The sequence below is a fragment of the Coleofasciculus sp. H7-1 genome (genome assembly GCF_057473865.1).
The window spans coordinates 159,853-179,025 of record NZ_JBYCCT010000010.1; the positions used below are offsets into that span (position 1 = coordinate 159,853).

The 19,173-nt window shown below is 47.6% G+C and carries 22 protein-coding genes and 1 pseudogene; 5 read left to right on the forward strand and 18 right to left on the reverse strand.

The genetic code is table 11. The annotated features are described in order from the left end of the window. Positions 1 to 2: 2 nt before the first annotated feature. On the reverse strand, positions 3 to 1,679 hold the full coding sequence (locus AC2VDX_RS02650; protein ID WP_378178524.1) for a hypothetical protein: 1,677 nt from the start codon (positions 1,677 to 1,679) through the stop codon (positions 3 to 5). A gap of 248 nt (positions 1,680 to 1,927) precedes the next feature. Continuing rightward, complete coding sequence (locus AC2VDX_RS02655; protein WP_378178521.1) at positions 1,928 to 2,122, reverse strand: hypothetical protein; 195 nt, start codon at positions 2,120 to 2,122, stop codon at positions 1,928 to 1,930. A gap of 562 nt (positions 2,123 to 2,684) precedes the next feature. Here AC2VDX_RS02655 and AC2VDX_RS02660 point away from each other — a divergent pair. Beyond that, positions 2,685 to 3,029, forward strand: coding sequence for a helix-turn-helix domain-containing protein (locus AC2VDX_RS02660; RefSeq protein ID WP_378178518.1), 345 nt, complete (start codon positions 2,685 to 2,687; stop codon positions 3,027 to 3,029). Positions 3,030 to 3,135: 106 nt separating this feature from the next. Here the strand turns inward: AC2VDX_RS02660 and AC2VDX_RS02665 are convergent, their stop codons facing one another. Together AC2VDX_RS02665 and AC2VDX_RS02670 are read right to left on the reverse strand one after the other, a co-directional pair. Continuing rightward, positions 3,136 to 3,387, reverse strand: a complete 252-nt coding sequence (locus AC2VDX_RS02665) for a hypothetical protein (protein WP_378178515.1) — start codon at positions 3,385 to 3,387, stop codon at positions 3,136 to 3,138. Positions 3,388 to 3,394: 7 nt separating this feature from the next. Continuing rightward, positions 3,395 to 3,625 (reverse strand): hypothetical protein, encoded by a 231-nt coding sequence (locus AC2VDX_RS02670; RefSeq protein WP_378178512.1) that lies wholly within the window; start codon positions 3,623 to 3,625, stop codon positions 3,395 to 3,397. A gap of 293 nt (positions 3,626 to 3,918) precedes the next feature. On the opposite strand from AC2VDX_RS02670, the gene AC2VDX_RS02675 reads away from it, so the two are divergent. Next, entirely contained in the window at positions 3,919 to 4,185 is a 267-nt protein-coding gene (locus AC2VDX_RS02675) for a helix-turn-helix transcriptional regulator (protein ID WP_486928086.1), read from the forward strand. Between the two features lie 153 nt (positions 4,186 to 4,338). Here the strand turns inward: AC2VDX_RS02675 and AC2VDX_RS02680 are convergent, their stop codons facing one another. Next, positions 4,339 to 4,545, reverse strand: a complete 207-nt coding sequence (locus tag AC2VDX_RS02680) for a hypothetical protein (protein ID WP_378178506.1) — start codon at positions 4,543 to 4,545, stop codon at positions 4,339 to 4,341. A gap of 224 nt (positions 4,546 to 4,769) precedes the next feature. Next, positions 4,770 to 4,952, reverse strand: a complete 183-nt coding sequence (locus AC2VDX_RS02685) for a response regulator (RefSeq protein ID WP_378178503.1) — start codon at positions 4,950 to 4,952, stop codon at positions 4,770 to 4,772. Between the two features lie 273 nt (positions 4,953 to 5,225). On the opposite strand from AC2VDX_RS02685, the gene AC2VDX_RS02690 reads away from it, so the two are divergent. Continuing rightward, on the forward strand, positions 5,226 to 6,113 hold the full coding sequence (locus AC2VDX_RS02690) for a hypothetical protein (protein WP_486928087.1): 888 nt from the start codon (positions 5,226 to 5,228) through the stop codon (positions 6,111 to 6,113). Between the two features lie 288 nt (positions 6,114 to 6,401). Here AC2VDX_RS02690 and AC2VDX_RS02695 read toward each other — a convergent pair whose 3' ends face one another. From AC2VDX_RS02695 to AC2VDX_RS02750, 12 genes and pseudogenes are all read right to left on the reverse strand, one after another. Further along, entirely contained in the window at positions 6,402 to 6,743 is a 342-nt protein-coding gene (locus AC2VDX_RS02695) for a cupin domain-containing protein (protein ID WP_378178497.1), read from the reverse strand. Between the two features lie 40 nt (positions 6,744 to 6,783). Continuing rightward, a pseudogene (locus AC2VDX_RS02700) lies at positions 6,784 to 7,571 on the reverse strand (SMP-30/gluconolactonase/LRE family protein); the annotation flags it as partial. A gap of 79 nt (positions 7,572 to 7,650) precedes the next feature. Continuing rightward, on the reverse strand, positions 7,651 to 7,791 hold the full coding sequence (locus AC2VDX_RS02705) for a hypothetical protein (RefSeq protein WP_378178494.1): 141 nt from the start codon (positions 7,789 to 7,791) through the stop codon (positions 7,651 to 7,653). Between the two features lie 62 nt (positions 7,792 to 7,853). Then, positions 7,854 to 8,036 (reverse strand): hypothetical protein, encoded by a 183-nt coding sequence (locus tag AC2VDX_RS02710; protein WP_378178491.1) that lies wholly within the window; start codon positions 8,034 to 8,036, stop codon positions 7,854 to 7,856. Positions 8,037 to 8,045: 9 nt separating this feature from the next. Further along, positions 8,046 to 9,215, reverse strand: a complete 1,170-nt coding sequence (locus tag AC2VDX_RS02715; RefSeq protein WP_378178488.1) for a zinc-dependent alcohol dehydrogenase — start codon at positions 9,213 to 9,215, stop codon at positions 8,046 to 8,048. A 249-nt stretch (positions 9,216 to 9,464) separates the two neighbouring features. Next, positions 9,465 to 9,902: a hypothetical protein gene (locus AC2VDX_RS02720; protein ID WP_378178485.1), complete on the reverse strand. Its 438-nt coding sequence runs from the start codon at positions 9,900 to 9,902 to the stop codon at positions 9,465 to 9,467. A 66-nt stretch (positions 9,903 to 9,968) separates the two neighbouring features. Next, positions 9,969 to 11,138, reverse strand: a complete 1,170-nt coding sequence (locus AC2VDX_RS02725; RefSeq protein ID WP_378178482.1) for a zinc-dependent alcohol dehydrogenase — start codon at positions 11,136 to 11,138, stop codon at positions 9,969 to 9,971. 278 nt (positions 11,139 to 11,416) lie between these two features. Beyond that, positions 11,417 to 11,821, reverse strand: coding sequence for a hypothetical protein (locus AC2VDX_RS02730; protein WP_378178479.1), 405 nt, complete (start codon positions 11,819 to 11,821; stop codon positions 11,417 to 11,419). Positions 11,822 to 11,910: 89 nt separating this feature from the next. After that, complete coding sequence (locus tag AC2VDX_RS02735; RefSeq protein WP_378178477.1) at positions 11,911 to 12,615, reverse strand: SRPBCC family protein; 705 nt, start codon at positions 12,613 to 12,615, stop codon at positions 11,911 to 11,913. Between the two features lie 98 nt (positions 12,616 to 12,713). Further along, positions 12,714 to 13,589, reverse strand: a complete 876-nt coding sequence (locus AC2VDX_RS02740) for an SDR family NAD(P)-dependent oxidoreductase (protein ID WP_378178475.1) — start codon at positions 13,587 to 13,589, stop codon at positions 12,714 to 12,716. Positions 13,590 to 13,688: 99 nt separating this feature from the next. Next, complete coding sequence (locus AC2VDX_RS02745) at positions 13,689 to 14,789, reverse strand: DJ-1/PfpI/YhbO family deglycase/protease (protein ID WP_378178473.1); 1,101 nt, start codon at positions 14,787 to 14,789, stop codon at positions 13,689 to 13,691. A 428-nt stretch (positions 14,790 to 15,217) separates the two neighbouring features. Continuing rightward, positions 15,218 to 15,472 carry a hypothetical protein gene (locus AC2VDX_RS02750; protein ID WP_378178471.1) on the reverse strand — a complete coding sequence of 85 codons (255 nt, stop codon included), beginning with the start codon at positions 15,470 to 15,472 and terminating at the stop codon, positions 15,218 to 15,220. Positions 15,473 to 15,806: 334 nt separating this feature from the next. Between AC2VDX_RS02750 and AC2VDX_RS02755 the strand changes: the two genes are divergently transcribed. Together AC2VDX_RS02755 and AC2VDX_RS02760 are read left to right on the forward strand one after the other, a co-directional pair. Further along, positions 15,807 to 16,217 carry a DUF6335 family protein gene (locus AC2VDX_RS02755; RefSeq protein ID WP_378178469.1) on the forward strand — a complete coding sequence of 137 codons (411 nt, stop codon included), beginning with the start codon at positions 15,807 to 15,809 and terminating at the stop codon, positions 16,215 to 16,217. Positions 16,218 to 16,385: 168 nt separating this feature from the next. After that, complete coding sequence (locus tag AC2VDX_RS02760) at positions 16,386 to 19,031, forward strand: ATP-binding protein (RefSeq protein WP_378178467.1); 2,646 nt, start codon at positions 16,386 to 16,388, stop codon at positions 19,029 to 19,031. Positions 19,032 to 19,173: the final 142 nt, after the last annotated feature.

Sequence of the window (19,173 nt, forward strand, 5' to 3'; positions counted from 1 at the left end):
GATTAAGGCGCGGTTACGGCAAGCCCAATTAAGCTAGGCACCTTGTAACCGCCAGCTGGGTTGCTGATGGCAAAGGCTAATTCTAGCGATCGCTGTGGCGTGATATCGGTCGGCACTGATAACACGGGCGGATCGGGCGGCAGGGGGACTGGGACGTTACTGGGATACGTCTGGGGTGCTGTCAAGATGCGGACAAAGGAAGACTGCGCCGGACCCCGTGAGGGCTGAGTTCCAATCTCATTTGCTGCAATCACTTCATGGTTGGTGAAGTAGCGTCCGCTATGACACTCAACGCAACTAGCTTTTGAGAAGATTGCTGCACCCCGCTTCAGGGTGTCTGTGCTAGCAGTTTGAACGGGGGGCGGTGCCAAACTATTCTGAAAAGCTGACATTCCGTTAAGTTGTTCGCCGACAGGGAATCCGGGTGAATTTGCCATCAACCCATCCAAAATAAAAGGCGAACCTTTCGGGTATCCAGGCATCTTAATCACCTGGTTCATTCCCGGTTCCCCTGGTGTGGGATCGATTTTTTCAAAGAATTCTGATGGTTTTGCGCCTTCTGGCAACCGGAAAGCTTTATTGGCTGAATTTTGGAAAATAATTCCCAAATATGTCTCTTTGTCAATATTCAGTAACGCTTGACTGGAATCAGCCCCGGTTGTTGCGTCGGAATTGGTGGCGTGAACGTTACTGTTGAGGGTAGTCAGTCCGTGAAACCAGCCAATAGCAGCGTTTCCACTCCAGCCGTAGGGCCAAGCTTTGTGGGTATAGGAGGAAGGATTCTGGGAGGGATTGTTGACCATGTTTCCGGTAGAATCAAAGCTACCCGGAGGCCAAGCGAGCAAATCGGCATCGACGGCATCTTCTACGGCTTTGACATCTGGGAGACGGGCGATTGCCCCATCAGCGTTAATGTAAGTGCGATCGCCCAAGGGGAGTTTGCTGGGATTTACACCCGTCTGGTGGAACATCGCTGCGGAGTTGGTAGCCATCGCTAAGACTAAGCCTGGATCGACATTGTTGTTCGGCGCACCTTCGATAACGCGCCCACTTTTGCTATCGATTGCTGCATGACACAAGGCGCAGGTGATGCCGACTCGAACCTTACCCTTCTCAATGCTGGTACGCATTCCCAGCGGCAGAATTGAACCAGCAGGCACGTCCATTCCGGTGTTCAGCAAGGTTCCGGCGGTAAAAGTTCTCCCGCCGATGGTGACATCTTTATCGATGGGAATCTGGAGGTTCGTGGTATGTTTTCCTCCTAGTCGCGCGATCGCTTTCGTCATCGTCACTAGGTTGATTGGCCCATTCAGCGCCCCGACTACATCAGTCTGAAAGACCTGATCTTTAAAAGTTTCTGAGTAAAAAGCCTTGCGTCCCAGGTTAATCAAGTCCTCTGTAACCGCAACCGCCCCATTTTCTGCTTGAAGTTGCTTGCGCCCATCCTCAGTTTCCAGCAGGCTTTGTGCTTCGTCTTTGGCGATCGCGTATCCCAACACATCATAGGAGCCGATCTCCTGCGGTGCAGGCTTCGTGAGGGGTGTAAAGGTGTTGTAGAGACTGGGTGTTGCGGGAATGGCTAGCTCAATTTGAAAAGCCAAAAAGCCGATGACGACGACAACTAAAGCTAGCAGGAAAATTGGGCGCGATACCTTCGGCAACACCTTCATCAAACGCATGATGCCTCGCAGAGCAATCAATTATCTCTGCTACTTTAAAGGTACAAACGCCGTCTCTCGTCTGTCTGGAGGCTGAACCGCCTGAGTGTAGATTTTTACCCTCACAAAAGCAGAGGTAACGCTTAACAAGATAGCGGAAATGGCGCTATCAAGCCAACTGGGAAAAGTAGAACAATTATTTAATTTGGCAAAATAAAACTCTCATCATCGCTTCAGTTGATGTGAGAGTTTTATTGGGGTGATTTTAATTAGGTAGTTGCATCGGCAGATTTTATTGCCACGTCGAAAACGATATTGTAGCTCACGCCTGGACCCATGCGCTGGAGAACTCGCTGATGGGCTTCTGCGTCACAGCGGCGGCGAAAACGAGCGACAACCGAGGTTTGCAACTTGGGTAGGCGACGCATCAGGCACCAAGGGTGAAGCTGGTTAAAGTAGGTCATAAAACTTTCCCGATGATACCTAGGTTTTTTTTGGTGAATGTGCTTTGAATGATGGCGATGAGGGTGTAGCGATCGCTATCGTTCTTTTGCGAGTGCAGTCTCCATCGGCTGATGGGAGTGCGCTGAAATGCCAGTTAGTATTGGTTATCTGTAACCCAGACAGTCCAGATGGGCTGTTTATGGAGGAAAGCAGATGCGATCGCCGCGTTGGTTCAGTGCTGCTTTGATGGCAGCAATTCCCGGTGCTACCCGCAGTGCTTCTGTCGCTTTGGATTTGTTCATAGATATTTGATTGGGTAGATGCGTACAGGCGTGCGAACCTTGTAGTTAGCACAAACAGCACTCATCTGGCTTAATTTCCAGCAGCTATGAGCTGGAAATACTACTTCGTTGGGGATTACTGGAAGGTTAAAAGGTTAACCCTTGTTTATAACATTGTAACATAAAATGATTCAAGTTACTAACTTGAAAAAAATAGTCGCAAAGTGAGGCATAATAGCTTAGCTTTAGGCAGTAAAGGCGATTACTGGCAGTTTTACCTGTAAGAAGGAAGAGAGAGTCGTTGAGACGAAGGTTTACAGATGAAGGACTGCGGCAGATGGGCAACTTCTTACGAGCCTGTCGGGAAGCGAAAGGCTTTAGTGTTCATAAGTTGAGCGAACAGACGAAGGAGTATGAGGCCCACTTCTATGGAGAGTTGGGAGAGTCATTGCCTAAAGTTCTTGGGGTGAGCATTGCAGCCATTTCGAGAATTGAGAATGGAAACCTGAATAAACCAGCACCTGATATTTTGTGGATACTCTTAGACGTTCTCAAACCCGAACACCCGACTGAGAATCGGATTCTGACGCTGGAAGAGTTGCTGCTGATTGGTACGGAAGCTTGGAACCCAAATTTCCGTGACTAAGCGTGTCAATTGCGATCGCTCTTTTGCTAGTTTTAACCAGAAAGCGAATGTACATCGCGCCGTCGCGGCACTTCATGCCAACCGACTGGTGAGATCATCCCTGCGTTTAATCCAGATTTGGCGCAAGTCTTCCAGGGTTGTACAAGTTTGAATCAGGGAAGCGATCGCTTGTATCCACACTCACCAGTTTACGGTAACTGATGAATTGTCCACCGCGATCGCGCCGATGAACAAACAGAATATAACGCCAGCATTCAGCGCGTACAATCTGGGATTGAGGAATGCCTAAGAATTTGGCAATCAGGTCAAAGGCGATCCGAAATTTGAAAGGTTTAATCTGGCGAAACAATATCGTCATAATCGCTTCAGTTGAGGTGAGGATTGGGTTGGGGTAATTCCATCTCGTTAGTCTGGTCGGCGGGTTTGGGTGTCACGTCGAAGATGATTTCGTAGGTGACGTTGGGGATGGTTCGCTTGAGGATTTGCAGATGTGCTTCCGCGTCGCCGCGACGACGAAAACGGGCAACGACAATTGACTGTAAGGAAGGCAGTGGGAGGATGATGCACCAGGGATGCAGCTGGTTAAAGTAGGTCATAAATCTTTTATGGACACGACAAAGATTGCCAAGGCGAACGATTTGGTCGCATAGGCTGTTAAACTTTTTGTTCTGATACCAATTCACTCTGAGTGATGACACATTGAAGATCCCCCCAACCCCCCTTAAAAAGGGGGGCAATGGTCGGATCTGTTGTAGCCATAAAGTGAAATGGTGTGAGAAACAACTATTCCGGGCAGCTAACTAGCCAAATGACGGCTTTTTGAGCTGTCTGCTTGTTGTTCTGTGTAAACTAACGCTTGAATAAACCGTTTAATTCGAGCGGTTTTATCATGTTAATGGCAAGACCAAAGAAAAGTCAACCAGAGGAGACTGATTCTCCGTTTAAAAAACTGCGTTTGGCAGCTGGACTCTCTCAAGAAGACTTGGTAAGACTGATGGGCGTGTCAGTTTCAACCATTCGCCGTTGGGAACGGGGATTGGCAGAACCGACGATGACGGTTTGGCAAATGAAGGCTTTCTGTAGCGCAGTTAACAAGAGTTTGGACGATTTGCCTAATTCGTTGATAACGCAGCGATCGCATTCAGAAGAGGATTAGGCGATCGCTCTTTTCGCTCGTTTGTCTGTTTAGAGCGATCGCATCCTCCGCAAAAATCCAAATCTGCCAAAATAACCTGTACGGCGATCGCATCCTTCCCGATGCAATAAAAAAGGGCGCGATCGCACCCACGAAGACAATTATTAGAAAACTTTAGAATCTTGAGCCGCAGATAGATTGCACAACCGCTTCAGGCTCATTTCGATGTTGCTCTCGGCAAATTAAATTCTTAGCCAAACGTTGCTCAGCATAGGCTCGATGCGTAAACCAGCCGATCGGCGTCCCAGCGATCGCGCCGAGCAACAGACCCGTTAGCAGACTAGAAACTAGATGCTTTCGAGTAATCCTATTCTCTTTCATTTAAAAGTTTCTCCTAATTGCTGACCCATTCTAAAGAAAGCAAAATTTAGGATAAATTTACGTCCCTCTCCTTGCTTATATCCGAAGTCGCACCCGTGATGGTATACCGTCTTTGCGCCTATCTCATACCACAGAGGAGGAAACTATAAGCTAAAAGCATTCGCTATACTTACGCTCGTTTTTGGCATTTTGGGTATCTGAAACTTTTGTCGCTGACGATGAAATTAGACATTTCCAGTTCGTCCGACAAGGGACACGACGACCGCAATTAACTCAGCGGGTTCAACTGGTTTAGCGACATGAGATTGAAAACCTACCGAAAGGGCTGCTTTCTGGTCGTCTACTCTGACATAAGCCGTCAACGCCACAGATGGAATTTGTCCTTGTTCCGCCTCTAGCGCCCTCACCCGGCGAATTAGACTGTATAACTTGCAGCCTGCCCCTGATTATGAAGATTATGTCAAGAGTAATCCTGACTATTTTAAAGATTTAATAAACCTTATGCCTAAAAATCTTCACCAGTGAAAATTCCTTGTATATTTACTGACAAAACAAGTGAGGTGCATTGAAGAGGTTCAGTAATTATACGTTTATCGGCAAAGAGCCACCGTAAAATTCGGAACGTTACTGGGATAAAAAGTTACATGGTATACCAGGGATAATGCTGAAACTTGTTACTTTTGCGAATAACTTATCTGTGTAACTTAATTATGGCGGCTAAGACACCAAAGGTTTGGTCATTCACTGAGAGGGCAACATTAGAATTTTGGGTAGAAGATCCACGACGGGGTGAACGACTAGAAGACATTCATCTGGATTCTGAGCAATGGTTCCAATGGCTTAACTTACCAAGTACTAAGTCATTTAAATTTGAGCCAGTCGATCAACGTACATCTGATTTCATAGCTAGCAAAGAAACTAAAACCGATGGAGATTTTTGGTCCGCCTGCAAGAAAATAAATGGTGAACTCTATCACTGTTACATCGGGCTTAGTAAAGATTTAACGTTGGTGCGACTCAGAGAAGTCGGGTTGCAATTGCTACAGACTGCCAAAAATGATAGTCCTTCCAGTCAACAAAGTTATATACAAGAAGTCCATTTAAATTTCCCTGGTGAATCTCAGGAAGTACACCAGCTGAAACAGGATATTCAGAAGCTACAGGATGAACTGGCGAACTCTCGCCTAGAGCTTGAGAATAATAAGAGTGTTTCCAGTCAACAAAGCGCTCCAAAAAAAGTTCATTTAACAACCTCGGTTGAATCCCAGGAATTAGAGCAGCTGAAACAGGACATTCAGAAGCTACAGGATGAACTGGCGAACTCTCGCCAAACTTACCTGATAGCTTGTCAGGAACATAAGGAAGCGATTCAACAGCTACGCCATCAAAATCAGCGGCTACAGACCGAGTGCGACCAGATGAATGAAGAGATCAAACAGCTCTATGCTAAATATGGCGACCTGAAACTGGAAAAGTTAATCCGGCACCAGGAAAGTGAAAGAGTAAAACCCCGGACGAGTTCGCCAGACCAGAGGGTAAAGCTGTCAAACACTGCGTACAGCATTTAGACATGGTGGAGTAGAGAGCGATCGCCTTCAACAAAAAAAGGGCGAGTGCGATCGCCCTTGTCTGAATAATTAACAATTAGCTGCCAGTTTATCTAGCGATCGCTAATTTTCAACAATCATCTATTATGTATGTTTTGCCCGTTATTTTGTGTCTAATTGATGATGGATTCTTTAAAATGTAAATCATATTAATGCTTAGTGATTATTGCCAAACAAAAACCTGTTCTCTAAAAACAAACAGGTTTTTGTTTGGTACTATTCAAGTAGTTTTGCTTAATTAATGTTGGATTAAGCTTCGTCGCGTCCGTGAACTTGGGCGGGTGGAGAGGTTGCCTCAACTGCCGTGAAAGGCTCCAGAATTTTGTAGGTGTGGGATGTCCCTTTTGGTACAGTCCAAGAGTTGCCTGGTTCTAGCAAAATTATTTGACCTTCCAGGTGCAACTCAGCGCGACCGTTGATCACATAACCAACAGTCTCATATTCCCGCGCAGTTGCTTCTTTTGGTTCGTCGGGTTGCTCATTTTCCCAAAGGCGCATCGAGATAGTTTTGCCTGATGCGAGATACTTTTGACCCATTTCACCTTTGGGGGAATTGGTAGAATCTACTTTCATTACAGTTGTATCAGTCATATTTGCCTCTTCTTTGTTCAGATATGTTGTTTAAATGCTCTTAGCGGAGCAAGATTGGATTCCCATCAATGCGGACTCGAAATAGACTGTAGGGCTTTTCTCTTAAATCTCTGCCGCTATGATAATTCGGTTGGCGATGCAGTTGATTGGCAGTGAAATAGAGATAGCCGTCTGATGCAACAGAAAGCGTATCGGGCCACAAAACACGAGGATCGTGAACGAGAGTTTCATACATTCCATTTGGTAGGCGGCGAAGAATGGAATTGTGTTCGTAGTTCGTCAGGTAAACTCGGTTTTCGGCATCTGATTCCAGTCCATCTGAGGCACCACTTTTATCGCCGAGATCCACCACAGTTGCCGTTACTTGCGACTCTGATAACTGCTCATTTGCTAAAGCATCAATGCTGACGCTGTATAAGCGGCGACCCGCAAGAGGACAGTAAAATAAGCGATCGCCATCAGCACTAATCGCAATACCATCCGCACCGATTTTAATATACAGCACTTTTGAAGCTAGTGAGGTACGAGGATCGCCTAAAACCTTTGATTTTGGAAGCTTGACTGTACCTCATCCAGAAAGAAAACGCTGTAGCTGGGTGGTTGATTGGGCTTTCGCATCATCAACGGTTGTCCTTCGACGCTGGGCAAAAAATTTGGTTCGGCTTTGGTGGAGGGATGATTGTTCAGCCGTCGCCAACTTTTCCCAGAAGCGAGGTCTACGACAATAATTGCATTTGGCCCAGAATCAGAAGAATCGGTAATGAATGCCATTCCTTCTTTGCCGCGTCGCAAGTCAAATCTGACATCGTTTAAGTAAGTCGTTGGCAGCCATCGCACGTTTCGCACGTTTCTCTCCAGATACTTCACGGTGTCAGCACCACTGACTGAAAAAGCAGTTGATATCCAGTTACATAAACACTGCCAAACCAAAGAGAATCGCGAAGTGAGTTCCGCACCGCTTCGGTAACGCACCCCGCAACGCCACCGTCCACCAGTGACGCGCTAACAGGCTTCCGATGCCCCGTCTTCTGTTAGGGTTTGACATCATGGCTTCAACTCACTCACGAGACTCAATCAATCGGCATCTCTACCAGAGAACTGACAAAACAACTATTTCTGTCCAGAAGATTGACCTTCAGTGGTGAGAATTTCGCCAGCTTCTATCTCTTGTTGGAAACGCTGGCGATTTTCTTGTGCCTCTTGTTCGAGTTGTTCTACCAAGTGATAGACTTCTTCAAGCAAATTATTAATCTTGACGGTGTTTTCACCCTGAGTAGATCGGTCAAGTTCCATAGTTTGACCTTATGGTTTAAGTACAACCTTGATGCAGTTGTCTTTTTTATTCTTGAAAATTTCGTAACCGTGCTTTGCTTCTTCTAAAGGCAAGCGGTGTGTGATTACGAAAGATGGATCGATATCGCCATTTTGGATATGTTCCAATAACGGGCGCAAGTATTTGTGGACGTGCGTCTGTCCCATCTTGAACGTCAAGCCTTTGTTGAAAGCTGCACCCATTGGAATCTTGTCGAGGAAGCCACCGTAAACACCCGCTAGCGATACATGACCGCCTTTGCTGCAAGCGACAATGACTTGCCGCAGGGCAGTGGGGCGATCGGTTTCCATTCGCACGGCTTGCTTAACTTTGTCGTAAAAAGCATCAGGTCCGGTGCCGTGTGCTTCCATGCCGACTGCATCTAGACAAGAGTCGGGTCCGCGTCCGCCAGTCATCTCTTTGAGTGCTTCGCCGACATCGATTTCTTCATAGTTGAGAACTTCTGCCCCGCATTGTTCTTTAGCCATTTGCAGGCGTTCGGGAATGCGGTCGATGGCGATAACGCGATGGGCACCCAGCATGAAGGCACTTTTGATGGCGAACTGTCCGACTGGCCCGCAACCCCAGACTGCTACAATATCGCCGGGTTTAATGTTGCAATTTTCCGCTGCCATGTAGCCGGTCGGGAAAATATCCGTGAGGAACAGTACCTGTTCGTCTGTCAATCCATCGGGAATTTTGAACAAACCGACATCGGCAAAAGGCACCCGCGCATACTCCGCTTGACCTCCAGCATAGCCGCCGAACAAGTGGGAGTAGCCGAAAAGACCCGATGGTGAATGACCGTACATCTGTTCAGCCATCCAGCCGTTCGGGTTGGAGTTATCGCACAGCGACCACAAATCGCGGTTGCAGAACAAACAGTTACCGCAAGAGATAGTGAAAGGAACAACCACGCGATCGCCTATTTTTACATTCTTGACGGCGCTGCCAAGTTCAACCACTTCCCCCATAAATTCATGACCGAGGATATCTCCCGGTTGCATTGTCGGGATATAACCATCGTAAATATGCAGATCGGAGCCGCAAATCGCTGTTGACGTAATTTTGACAATAGCATCGCGCGGGTTGAGAATTTTTGGATCGGGTACATTATCCACCCGCACATCGTTGTTTCCATGCCAGCAAACAGCTTTCATTAAATTTTTCTCCTTAAGTCATTCGTCATTAGTTATGGGTTATTTGCCATTAATCATTAGTCATCATCAATAACTAGGAACTATTCACTAACGACTAATAACTACACATACGCCATGTGCAACTTCTTCTTAGTCCTCCTTGTTAAGGAGGTTGGGAGGATTGAAATGTCAAGCAAACTTTGTCAAATCCCCCCACTACTCCCCCTTGTCAAGGAGGAAACTACATAAGTTTACACGCTGTATTACAGATTATTTTGAGTAAGAGCCAGTAACGTTATTCGCCGCATCGTTGAAACCTTCCCGCGCCCCTTGAACTGTCTTGTCAACTACATTGTCAGTTTTGTCTTGAACCTGATTGAAAAACTTTTTGGTACTGGGAGGCGTCGGCTCATCAAGATTCAGCTTTTCCTTGACATTTTCAGCAGCTGCCCCAATTTTTTCCAATAAATTACTGCCTGTATCTTCAGTCTGGTCTTTTAGCGTTTCAGCCCTAGCATTGACTGAACCATCAGCTCCTTTGACTTGGTAAGAGTTCGTTTCCGGTGTCAATGTCGTGTTATTAGCGAGGGCTTGCAGAGGGGTGCCGTAACCAAAAGCCTGTATCACAAAAAATGCAGTACTAACCAGAAATACAGTGGCAATCTGGCGTAGACGGATACCTTGCAAAAAAGAAATTACTTGGTTCATGAAAACACTCCAGTTTATTATTTGATTATTCGTAATCGGTCAATCTTTACTTCCCAATTACTAACTTCAAGGCTTCAGCACAACTTTGATACAGTTGTCTTTTTTGTGCTTAAACATTTCGTAGCCGTTCTTGGCTTCTTCTAGGGGTAAATGATGGGTGACGACGAAAGATGGATCGAGTTCGCCATTCAAAACTTTGTCCAGCAACATCTGCATATACTTCTGCCCGTGCATTTGCCCCATTCTGAAGGTCAAGCCTTTGTTGAAAGCAGCACCAAAGGGCAGTTTGTCCACAAAGCCACCGTAAACACCCATGATTGAGAGCGTGCCGCCTTTGCGACAAGCGACCATCATTTGCCGCAGGACGTGGGGACGGTCTGTTTCCAGTCGGACTGCCTGCTTCGCTTTGTCGTAGACCCCTTCAACCCCCATGCCGTGAGCTTCTAATCCCACCGCGTCAATACAGCAGTCGGGACCCCGACCGCCGGTCATTTCTTTAAGCGCTTCGCCAGCATCAACTTCTTCGTAGTTAATCGTTTCCGCTTTCGCGTGTTCCCTAGCCATTTGGAGACGTTCGGGAAAACGGTCGATGCCGATGACTCTCTCGGCACCCAGCATATAGGCGCTAATCATGGCAAATTGTCCGACAGCACCGCAACCCCAGACGGCTACAGTATCTCCTGGCTGAATATCGCATAACTCTGCGCCCATAAAGCCGGTGGGAATGGCATCAGAGATAAACAATAATTTCTCGTCGGGAATTTCTGCGGGAACATTGACGACACCAACATCGGCGAAGGGAACGCGCACATATTCAGCTTGAGCGCCTGCATAGCCGCCGAATAAGTGAGAGTAGCCGTAAATTGCTGAAGTGACGTTACCGAAGAGCTTTTCTTCCATCCAAGCGTTCGGGTTGGAGTTGTCGCACAGCGACCACATATCGTGGTTGCAATAGTGACAGTGACCGCATCCGATAGTGGAAGGAACGACAACGCGATCGCCCGGTTTCAAAGTGGTCACTTTGCTACCAACTTCAACGATTTCTCCCATGAACTCGTGACCGATAATGTCACCCGGCTGCATCGTCGGAATGTAGCCGTCATAAATGTGCAAATCGGAGCCACAAATTGCCGTCGAAGTAATTTTGAGAATGGCGTCGCGCGGATTGAGAATTTTGGGATCTGGGACGGTTTCGACCCGCACATCGGTGGCACCGTACCAACAAACTGCTTTCATTGATGTTGTTTATCCTTTTATTAATTACCCCGCCCTTATCTATTCGCAGGACGGGGTTTCTCACATCCCAGCCTCAGAGGATGTTTAAAAAGTTGTTGATAATACACCAACCCTTTGGATATCCCCCTTGCATCCCCCGATAAATTGGGGGACTTTGAGGCTCTTGTTCCCCCCTTTTTAAGGGGGGCTAGGGGGATCGGTTACTTCTCAAACATCCCAGCCTCAGGTAATACAGTCAGTCGCTTAATTTCACGACACGTATTGAGTGAGAAGCCGAATTATCTAGCAGCCCGATTTTTAGTCTTGGCTACTCCCTGATTATTTTTGTCTTGAACAACACTGGGATCGCCCACGTCACCGGGTTGATCGTTATCAAATCTTTGGCTGCGAATCACATCGGCGGTTTCGGGAATATTTTCTCCCAGCTTTTTGATGTTTTTCAAGCCAGTATTACCGATTCCATCTCTGTCACCGACGTGGTCTTCAGCCATGTCAATGGCTTTTTTAATCCGATCGCTGCTGGTTCTGTTAAAATCTGCATTGTCAGCAATCAGGGTTTGGGCTTGCGCTTGGAAAGTTGGGCTGTAGCTAAAAGCCGGAATTACTAGAAAGGCGATCGCTGCCAGAACCACAGTGGCAAGACGCAAACAAATCTTTTGCAAACGATTAATTCCTTGATTCATCTCAATCTCCGTTGCTTATTTTTGTTTTGAGAACAACCTACAATTCAGTTGTCTCTCTTTGTAATTAAGAATCTCACAAAATAAAATTCTTAACTTCTTCCAGAAGGTTGACCTTCTGTTGTCGCAATTTCACCCGCTTCCATAATCATTTTGAAGCGGCGTAAATCGTCTCCAACTTGCTGCTCTGGTTCTTCGCCGAAAAGTTTAGCGATCGCAGCACCGACCGGACCACCCGGCGGGTTATATTCGATGACGACTTTTACTTCCGTACCCCGATTAGCAGGCGCAGGCGAAAAGCGCACAAACCCAGCATTCTCAACGTCTGCTCCTTCCGTTGAAGCCCAGGCGATTAACTCGTTTTCTTTCTCGTTGATAATGTCTGCATCCCATTCCACACTTGCACCCATCGGCGCATTGGCAATCCAGTGCGATCGCCGCTCGTTGACAACCTTCACCGATTTCAGATGCTTCATGAAATTCGGCAAGTTTTCAAAGTTATGCCAAAAGCGATAAAGTTCATCCGCTGGTTTATTGATCGTGACGGTCTTTTCAACTTTGATGCTTTGGTTCATGCCTGCTTTTTCCTGTATGGTGTCTTGAATCCCTTTTTCTGCGGTCGCACCGTGATAAATCAGACCGCCACCCGCGATCGCCATTAACGCTCCCCTGAGAGAGCCTTGCTTTAAACCCATCAGTACGAGTGCGCCGCCGCCGAGTAACGATCCCCAACGCTCCTGATCGCCGACATTGCTGGGTTCATTCTGACCGCTGGGAACGATATCTTTGGATGTCATTTTCTGTTTTCCTCAAACGGTAATTGATAATGGGTGATTTGCAACCAACTAAGGACAATTCCCGACCTTAAACTGAGTTACATTGATTTCCACCGCGCTTAACTAATCGTTTGGACTTGTTTGTGTTCTAGCCCTTCTCTGGCATGATCCAGACGCAGTTCTCCTTGCGGTTCAGTACGCAAAGATTCTGGCGTTTGCTCGCCTACGGCTCCTTTCGCCACTGTGACGCCACCATCAGCCAGCCACAGTGCCCCCGTGACGTAACTCGCTTCATCCGAAGCAATAAAGGCATAGACGTTTGCCATTTCCTCTGGGGTACCGCGTCGAGCCATTGGAGTCGCATTAATCAGCATTTTCTCCATCTGAGCATCCATTGGCCCAGTTTCTTTGTGCGTCCAAGCGGTATCAATGGCACCAGGACAAACACAGTTAGCGCGAACACCGTATTGAGCTTGCTCGACCGCCACGCCTTTCATAAAGGAATGCATCCAGCCTTTAGTGCCACCGTAGGGAGTATTTCGCGCCAATCCATTAAAACCAGCCTCAGACCCAGCGGAGACAATGTTTCCGCGTGTTTTTTGTAGGTGCGGTAGGGCATACTTGGTCATCAGGAAGGCGGAACGGATGTTCATCCGCAGCGTCTGGTCAAAAACATCAATGGGATAGTCCTGAGTCTCAGCCGTTACCAAAAACACACCCGCATTATTCACCAAAATGTCCAGACGCCCGTAGTAGTCAATGGCGGCTTTGACACAAGCTTGAGCGTGGGATTCTTCCGAGATATCCCCCGCGTAAGCGATCGCTTCTGCACCATACTGCTGAATTGCTTGTGCGACTTCATCAAGCGGATCGCTAGGGAGTCCGTTGACAATGACTTTGGCACCTTCTTTCGCAAATTTATGCGCGATCGCTTCGCCGATTCCAGTACCTGCACCCGTAACGATGGCAACTTTACCTTCCAGTCTTCTACTCATGCTCATTCCTGTCGTTGAGAAACGTTTTGAGTGTTGAATTAGCGATTAGCAAATAGATGAGTAAGCTGGGCGATGCCCAGCTTACTTGGCACTCAAAACTTACATCTTGACGGAAACGCCAGTCGTCGGCTTCGCAGGCTTCACTTCTTCACCTGCCATCCGGGATTTATATAGTCCCGCCAAACACTGTTCGTACTTCGACAAATCCACTTCAATCTCAGTGAGAATGGCGGTAGAAATGGGATCGGTAAATTTCATTCGCAGGTTGTTAATATCGACAACTCCGGTTTGCAAATCGCCCATTGTGCGACGCAACAGATCGGTGTCGTCACTGCCTTGCAGAGAAGCTTTAAACTTAGCGTATTTATCAGCAGCTTGCGCCGGAATCGAGGGTTTTTCTCCCAGAGCATTTAGCCGTTCTTCCAGCATTTGAATGTGATGCTGCTTATTTTTGATCATGTCTTGCAGCATCGAACTCAATTCTGTATCCGTACTTCTCTCGGCATACTGTTCAAACGCTTCTTGCGAATAACGTTCGCCTGCAAGCGCGGTGTTCAAACCTTTTGCAATGTCGCCCTTGGTGGAACCACCCCAAGCATCAGCCAGTTTCCACCATTCAGCAGTGATATCGCTTTCATGCGGTAAAGCCGCTTCTTTGCCACCGTAACCGAGACGGCTGAGAATAGCGGTGGTAAAAATTGCCAAATCACCCGGTTGACGCGAGGTGAGCAGGTTGCCGTCAACCACTAGCGGCTCATCCACATAATGGGCACCGGCATTGATCATGTCTGTGCGGATAGAGAAGAAGCCAGTCGCTTGCTTACCTCTGAGCAAATCGGCTTCAATCAGAACTTGTGGTCCGTGGCAAACGGCAGCCACCAATTTTCCATGCTCGAATGCGTCTTTTACAAAGTTGACGGTGTTGGGGTTCGTCCGCATAATGTCGGGAGCCATGCCGCCAGGGATAATGACCGCATCGAAATCCAGAGCCACGGCTTCTGTCGTGGTGCCATCCGGTTTCTGGGACAATTTGCCTTGTTTACCCACATAGTTCTCGTTCATGCGAGAACCGAGTACAACGACCTCCATTCCCGCCATCTGTAAGGCTTTATAAGGGACTTGAAATTCCGCATCTTCAACGCCGTTTTCGATCAGGATGGCAACGCGCTTCTTGCTGCCGGGATTATTTGGCTGTGTCATGAAACTTCCTCTTTTATCAACATTTTTAAGTGGGAAAATTTTTTGGCGATCGCGAGAAACAAGTAAAACTTATTTTGATGCTTTTTTACTTTTATAATTCTTACAAACTGGGAACTTCACTCAATGAACTTCCGGCAAAAATGAGTTGGGCAACGCTTTTAACCTGTTTAATGAACTGCTCGTATTTCACTTTTGACCTCTTAAATCTTTCCAACTTTCACGCTTGGCTTAACTTAATTACTCGTCGAAGCGTTGAATATTTCTAGAAAAAGTACGATCTCTACTTCCTGAAGTTCGCGCCGTAATTGCACGTTGTTTTTGATTTGCACGCTTTTTACTCATGCAAACAGGGGGCTTCGTGGCTGCTTCAACCACGAATCCTCTCAAAAATTTAAAGGGGGATAAGTCCGAGCTAGCTTTCGCGATCGCTATCTAGCAACTGCCCGCTGCGGAGAAATCCGCTTGGCAAGCAATTCTTTCGCCCGTTCGGCGCGTTGACACTCTTCTTCTTCTAGTTGCTGAAAGAACTCTACAAGTTCATCATCTCCAGCTTCCTCAGCATCCTGAATATAAATCTCGTAGGTACTAGCACCCTCTAGGGCATGATATAGCACGCTGATCAGGTTGTAGTGTTCGTCTGCGGTTCCTGTGATGCGCTCATCATCATGGTCGTGATGCGTCATTTTCCCTCCTTTTGCTTTCCCTAACAACTCAGCGATAGAGGCTAGGTCTTGACTTTAAGCCTATGTATTCCCTCGAACGGTCTGCTTCGCTCCTAGGTGATATATATATTTGCTTTTAATTCGCTCCAAAGTCATAGGTCTACTTGCCACCAAATCGCTATGCTGAAATCTAATCACCGTAATTTTTGCGGGGTGCGGACAATTCTAAGCATTGCGAGTAGCAAGTCGTTATTAACTTAAATGAGCGCACCCCTTTTCTTCCTATTTGAGGATTTAGATAAATTTCTAAGTTGGGTATTTTGCATAGATAGCGATATGAATAAGGAGTAGTCGTATGACCGAGCAACCAGATACAGAAGCTCAAGAGACCGCTAACGAAGATTTACCGCAGGAAATAACTGAATCCTATGGCACTGGTGTCCACCCAGAACCCGGATTCAATATCGGTGAAAATCGCCGACTGCGGGATGAGATCGCGCAATATAATAATGCGACTAGCCCCGTACTGACTGGCGGCGATGTCGATGCCGCTTGGGAACAGGCAGATGCAGTCGGTGATGAAGCCGTGGGTGGAACCGCTGCCACTCCGGATCAGAACGTAACAGAAGATTTAGAAAAAGCTGTCGGATTGGAAATGGACGATCGCGCATTTCTGCGGACTAACGAAATTTTAGAACAGCGCGATGACCGTCGTTGGGAATTAGATCCTATGTCTTCTGATGATTATCAGGAGCGTAGAGATTAATCTCTTGTAATTCCCTCAGGTAGGAACGCTAAGAAGGTAGCACTGGGTTTGGTATAACACATCACACTGAAGGGATATGCCGTTAGGTATAGTAGAGAGAAGTTAAGATTCGTGTAGCGTAAGAAACCGGGTCTTAATATTCGCTACCGATCGCTTCGGAGAGCTGCAATGGCAAGCCAGCAAGGCACGTTAGGCAAGTTCCACCACGTTAGTAAGCATCCGGAAGGACTAGGCTTGTGCGATCGCGTCCTAGCAGCAATGCCCGGTGGTCTTGTCATTATGGATGCTAGCTGCCCCAAGCCTTCTATCGTCTATTGCAATCCGGCTTTTGAGAAGATAACCGGCTATGCTTCAGAAGAAGTCATCGGACGCGACTGTTGTTTTTTGCAAGGAGTCGATACTGACCCCGCTGCGATTGAACAAATTCGCCAAGCCTTTCAGGTAGCGCAAGAGTGCCAGGTGATCTTAAAGAATTATCGCCAAGATGGCACGCCTTTTTGGAATGAGCTGACTATTTCTCCTGTCTGGGACGCCACTGGTGAACTGACTCAGTTTCTCGTTTTTCATACAGATATTACACGCCGGGAAGCTCTTCAACAGTCACAAGCGGCGTTGCAAAAAAGCGAAACCAGGCTGGGACTTGCCCTGAATGCTGCCAGTATGGGCGTTTGGGAGTGGGAGATGCAGACGGGTCAATTAACCTGGTCGGCAAATGCAGAATCTTTATTGGGTTTCCCAGCCGGTTCTGGTAGCACTTATGAAGCTTATTTGAATTGTATTCATCCGGAGGAGAGCGATCGCGTGACACAAGCGATCGCGCAGATTGTAGAAGCATCACAGACAGAAAACTTGGCAGGTCGTCTCTTTAGCATCGAACATCGTCTCCTTTGCCCGGATGGTGCAGTTCGGTGGGTTGCCGTTACAGGGACCCTGTTTTGCGACCAAACCAATACACCGGCACGGGTGGCTGGGACGGTGATGGACATTACAGGTCGCAAACAGGTAGAAACAGCCTTGTGGCAGCAAGCGACCGGAGAACGGCTGCTCAGAACCATGAATCAGCGCATCCGCCAGTCTCTGAACCTGGAAGAAGTCCTGAAAACGGCTGTAGCACAAGTGCGGCAATTTCTCAACACCGACCGGGTAACGATCTACCGCTTGCATCCAGATGGGCGTGGGATCGGGGCTGTAGAATCGGTCGGCACGGGTTGGGCTGAGAGTTTGGGAACCCAGATCCACAGCAGATGTTTTGGGGAAAATCAGCTTCCTCTTTACCAACAAGGTGAGATTCAAGCGATTGAGGATATCGACACGGCGAATCTCAGTCAGTGTCAGATTGATTGGCTAGCGCAGTTTCAGGTGAAAGCCAATCTGGTCGTCCCGATTGTGCAAAACCGGGCTGAGGTGAAAGGACTCTTCCTCAGTCCTCACTCCTCATCCCTCACTCCTCACTCCTCATCACTCACTCCTCACTCCTCATCCAGTCCTGAGTCCTCAGTCCTGAGTCCTCAGTCCTCATCCCTCAGTCCTCAGTCCTCATCCAGTCCTCAGTCCTCATCCAGTCCTCACTCCTCACTCCTCACTCCTCAGTCCTCATCCCTCAGTCCTCACTCCTCATCCAGTCCTCATCCCTCATCCACTCCTCAATTATGGGGACTGCTCGTTGCCCAAAACTGCGCCGGGACGCGACAATGGCAGGCATCGGAAGTGGAATTGCTCAAACAGCTTGGCGTGCAGCTAGCGATCGCCATTCAGCAATCGACGCTATTTGAGCAACTGGAAGCTGAACTGGTCGAACGCAAGCAAGCTGAGGAAGCATTACAGAAATCAGAAGCCCAATTAAGGAAGAAAACGACCAAACTTAAACAAGCTCTGCATCGGCTGCGGAAAACCCAAACCCAGTTGATCCAAAGCGAAAAAATGTCCAGTTTGGGGCAGCTAGTGGCGGGTGTCGCCCATGAAATTAATAACCCTGTCTCCTTCATTTATGGTAATTTGACCCCGGCTTTGCAGTATGCCCAAGACTTGCTGCATTTGTTAAACCTCTATCAGCAGCACTATCCTCAGCCAGCGGCGGAAATTCAAACAGAAGCCGAGGCAATCGACTGGGAATTCCTGGTTGAAGATTTCCCAAGACTACTGGATTCTATGCAAATGGGGGCGGAGCGCATCCGCCAAATCGTCCTTAGCTTGCGGAATTTCTCCCGTCATGATGAGAGCCTGAAAAAGCCGGTGGATTTGCATGAAGGCATCGACAGTACCCTGTTGATCTTGCAGCATCGATTGAAGCCGCAGGGAGGAAAACCAGGCATTCTGATTGTCAAAGAATACGGCAACTTACCCCAAGTGGAGTGCTACCCTGGGCAGATGAATCAGGTTTTTATGAATCTGCTGGGCAATGCCATTGATGCCCTGGAAGGGGAAATCGATCGTGAGTCATGGGTGATGAATCATGGAGAAGAAAGTGGCGATCGCCAATTCCCCATCGCCAATTCCCCACTACCGACGATTCGGATTTGCACAACACTTAACAACAAAAATCAAGTAGTTATCCGGATTGCAGACAATGGTTGCGGCATTCCCGAAGCCGTACAAAAACGAATCTTTGACCCCTTTTTTACCACCAAACCTGTAGGAAAAGGCACTGGACTGGGGTTGTCTATTAGCTACCAAGTGGTGGTGGAGCGTCACGGAGGTCAACTGAAGTGTCTGTCAACGCCCGGACAAGGGACAGAGTTTGTTCTAGAAATTCCGCTACAGCAGTCTGCCGAATCTGCAACCCCACTACCGATGGCTCCCTCTCAGGTTGCGTAATCAGTTGTTAGGGATACACTGATTAGGTGGCAGATGCTCCCAAGTGCGGAATCTTAAGAAATAATTAAGAATTAGTAGGAAAACCCTAGCTGAAAAAGTATGGAACTTATGCAGCTGCAACCTATCTCCCAGTCCCAGAGGA

Coding starts and splice junctions, on each gene's coding strand:
- AC2VDX_RS02750 (WP_378178471.1), bottom strand. CDS start 15,472: ATGACGCATCACGACCATGATGATGAGCGCATCACAGGAACCGCAGAC.
- AC2VDX_RS02740 (WP_378178475.1), bottom strand. CDS start 13,589: ATGAGTAGAAGACTGGAAGGTAAAGTTGCCATCGTTACGGGTGCAGGT.
- AC2VDX_RS02755 (WP_378178469.1), top strand. CDS start 15,807: ATGACCGAGCAACCAGATACAGAAGCTCAAGAGACCGCTAACGAAGAT.
- AC2VDX_RS02760 (WP_378178467.1), top strand. CDS start 16,386: ATGGCAAGCCAGCAAGGCACGTTAGGCAAGTTCCACCACGTTAGTAAG.
- AC2VDX_RS02670 (WP_378178512.1), bottom strand. CDS start 3,625: ATGACCTACTTTAACCAGCTGCATCCCTGGTGCATCATCCTCCCACTG.
- AC2VDX_RS02745 (WP_378178473.1), bottom strand. CDS start 14,789: ATGACACAGCCAAATAATCCCGGCAGCAAGAAGCGCGTTGCCATCCTG.
- AC2VDX_RS02720 (WP_378178485.1), bottom strand. CDS start 9,902: ATGAACCAAGTAATTTCTTTTTTGCAAGGTATCCGTCTACGCCAGATT.
- AC2VDX_RS02710 (WP_378178491.1), bottom strand. CDS start 8,036: ATGGAACTTGACCGATCTACTCAGGGTGAAAACACCGTCAAGATTAAT.
- AC2VDX_RS02735 (WP_378178477.1), bottom strand. CDS start 12,615: ATGACATCCAAAGATATCGTTCCCAGCGGTCAGAATGAACCCAGCAAT.
- AC2VDX_RS02675 (WP_486928086.1), top strand. CDS start 3,919: ATGTTAATGGCAAGACCAAAGAAAAGTCAACCAGAGGAGACTGATTCT.
- AC2VDX_RS02725 (WP_378178482.1), bottom strand. CDS start 11,138: ATGAAAGCAGTTTGTTGGTACGGTGCCACCGATGTGCGGGTCGAAACC.
- AC2VDX_RS02650 (WP_378178524.1), bottom strand. CDS start 1,679: ATGCGTTTGATGAAGGTGTTGCCGAAGGTATCGCGCCCAATTTTCCTG.
- AC2VDX_RS02715 (WP_378178488.1), bottom strand. CDS start 9,215: ATGAAAGCTGTTTGCTGGCATGGAAACAACGATGTGCGGGTGGATAAT.
- AC2VDX_RS02665 (WP_378178515.1), bottom strand. CDS start 3,387: ATGACGATATTGTTTCGCCAGATTAAACCTTTCAAATTTCGGATCGCC.
- AC2VDX_RS02655 (WP_378178521.1), bottom strand. CDS start 2,122: ATGACCTACTTTAACCAGCTTCACCCTTGGTGCCTGATGCGTCGCCTA.
- AC2VDX_RS02695 (WP_378178497.1), bottom strand. CDS start 6,743: ATGACTGATACAACTGTAATGAAAGTAGATTCTACCAATTCCCCCAAA.
- AC2VDX_RS02680 (WP_378178506.1), bottom strand. CDS start 4,545: ATGAAAGAGAATAGGATTACTCGAAAGCATCTAGTTTCTAGTCTGCTA.
- AC2VDX_RS02730 (WP_378178479.1), bottom strand. CDS start 11,821: ATGAATCAAGGAATTAATCGTTTGCAAAAGATTTGTTTGCGTCTTGCC.
- AC2VDX_RS02705 (WP_378178494.1), bottom strand. CDS start 7,791: ATGATGTCAAACCCTAACAGAAGACGGGGCATCGGAAGCCTGTTAGCG.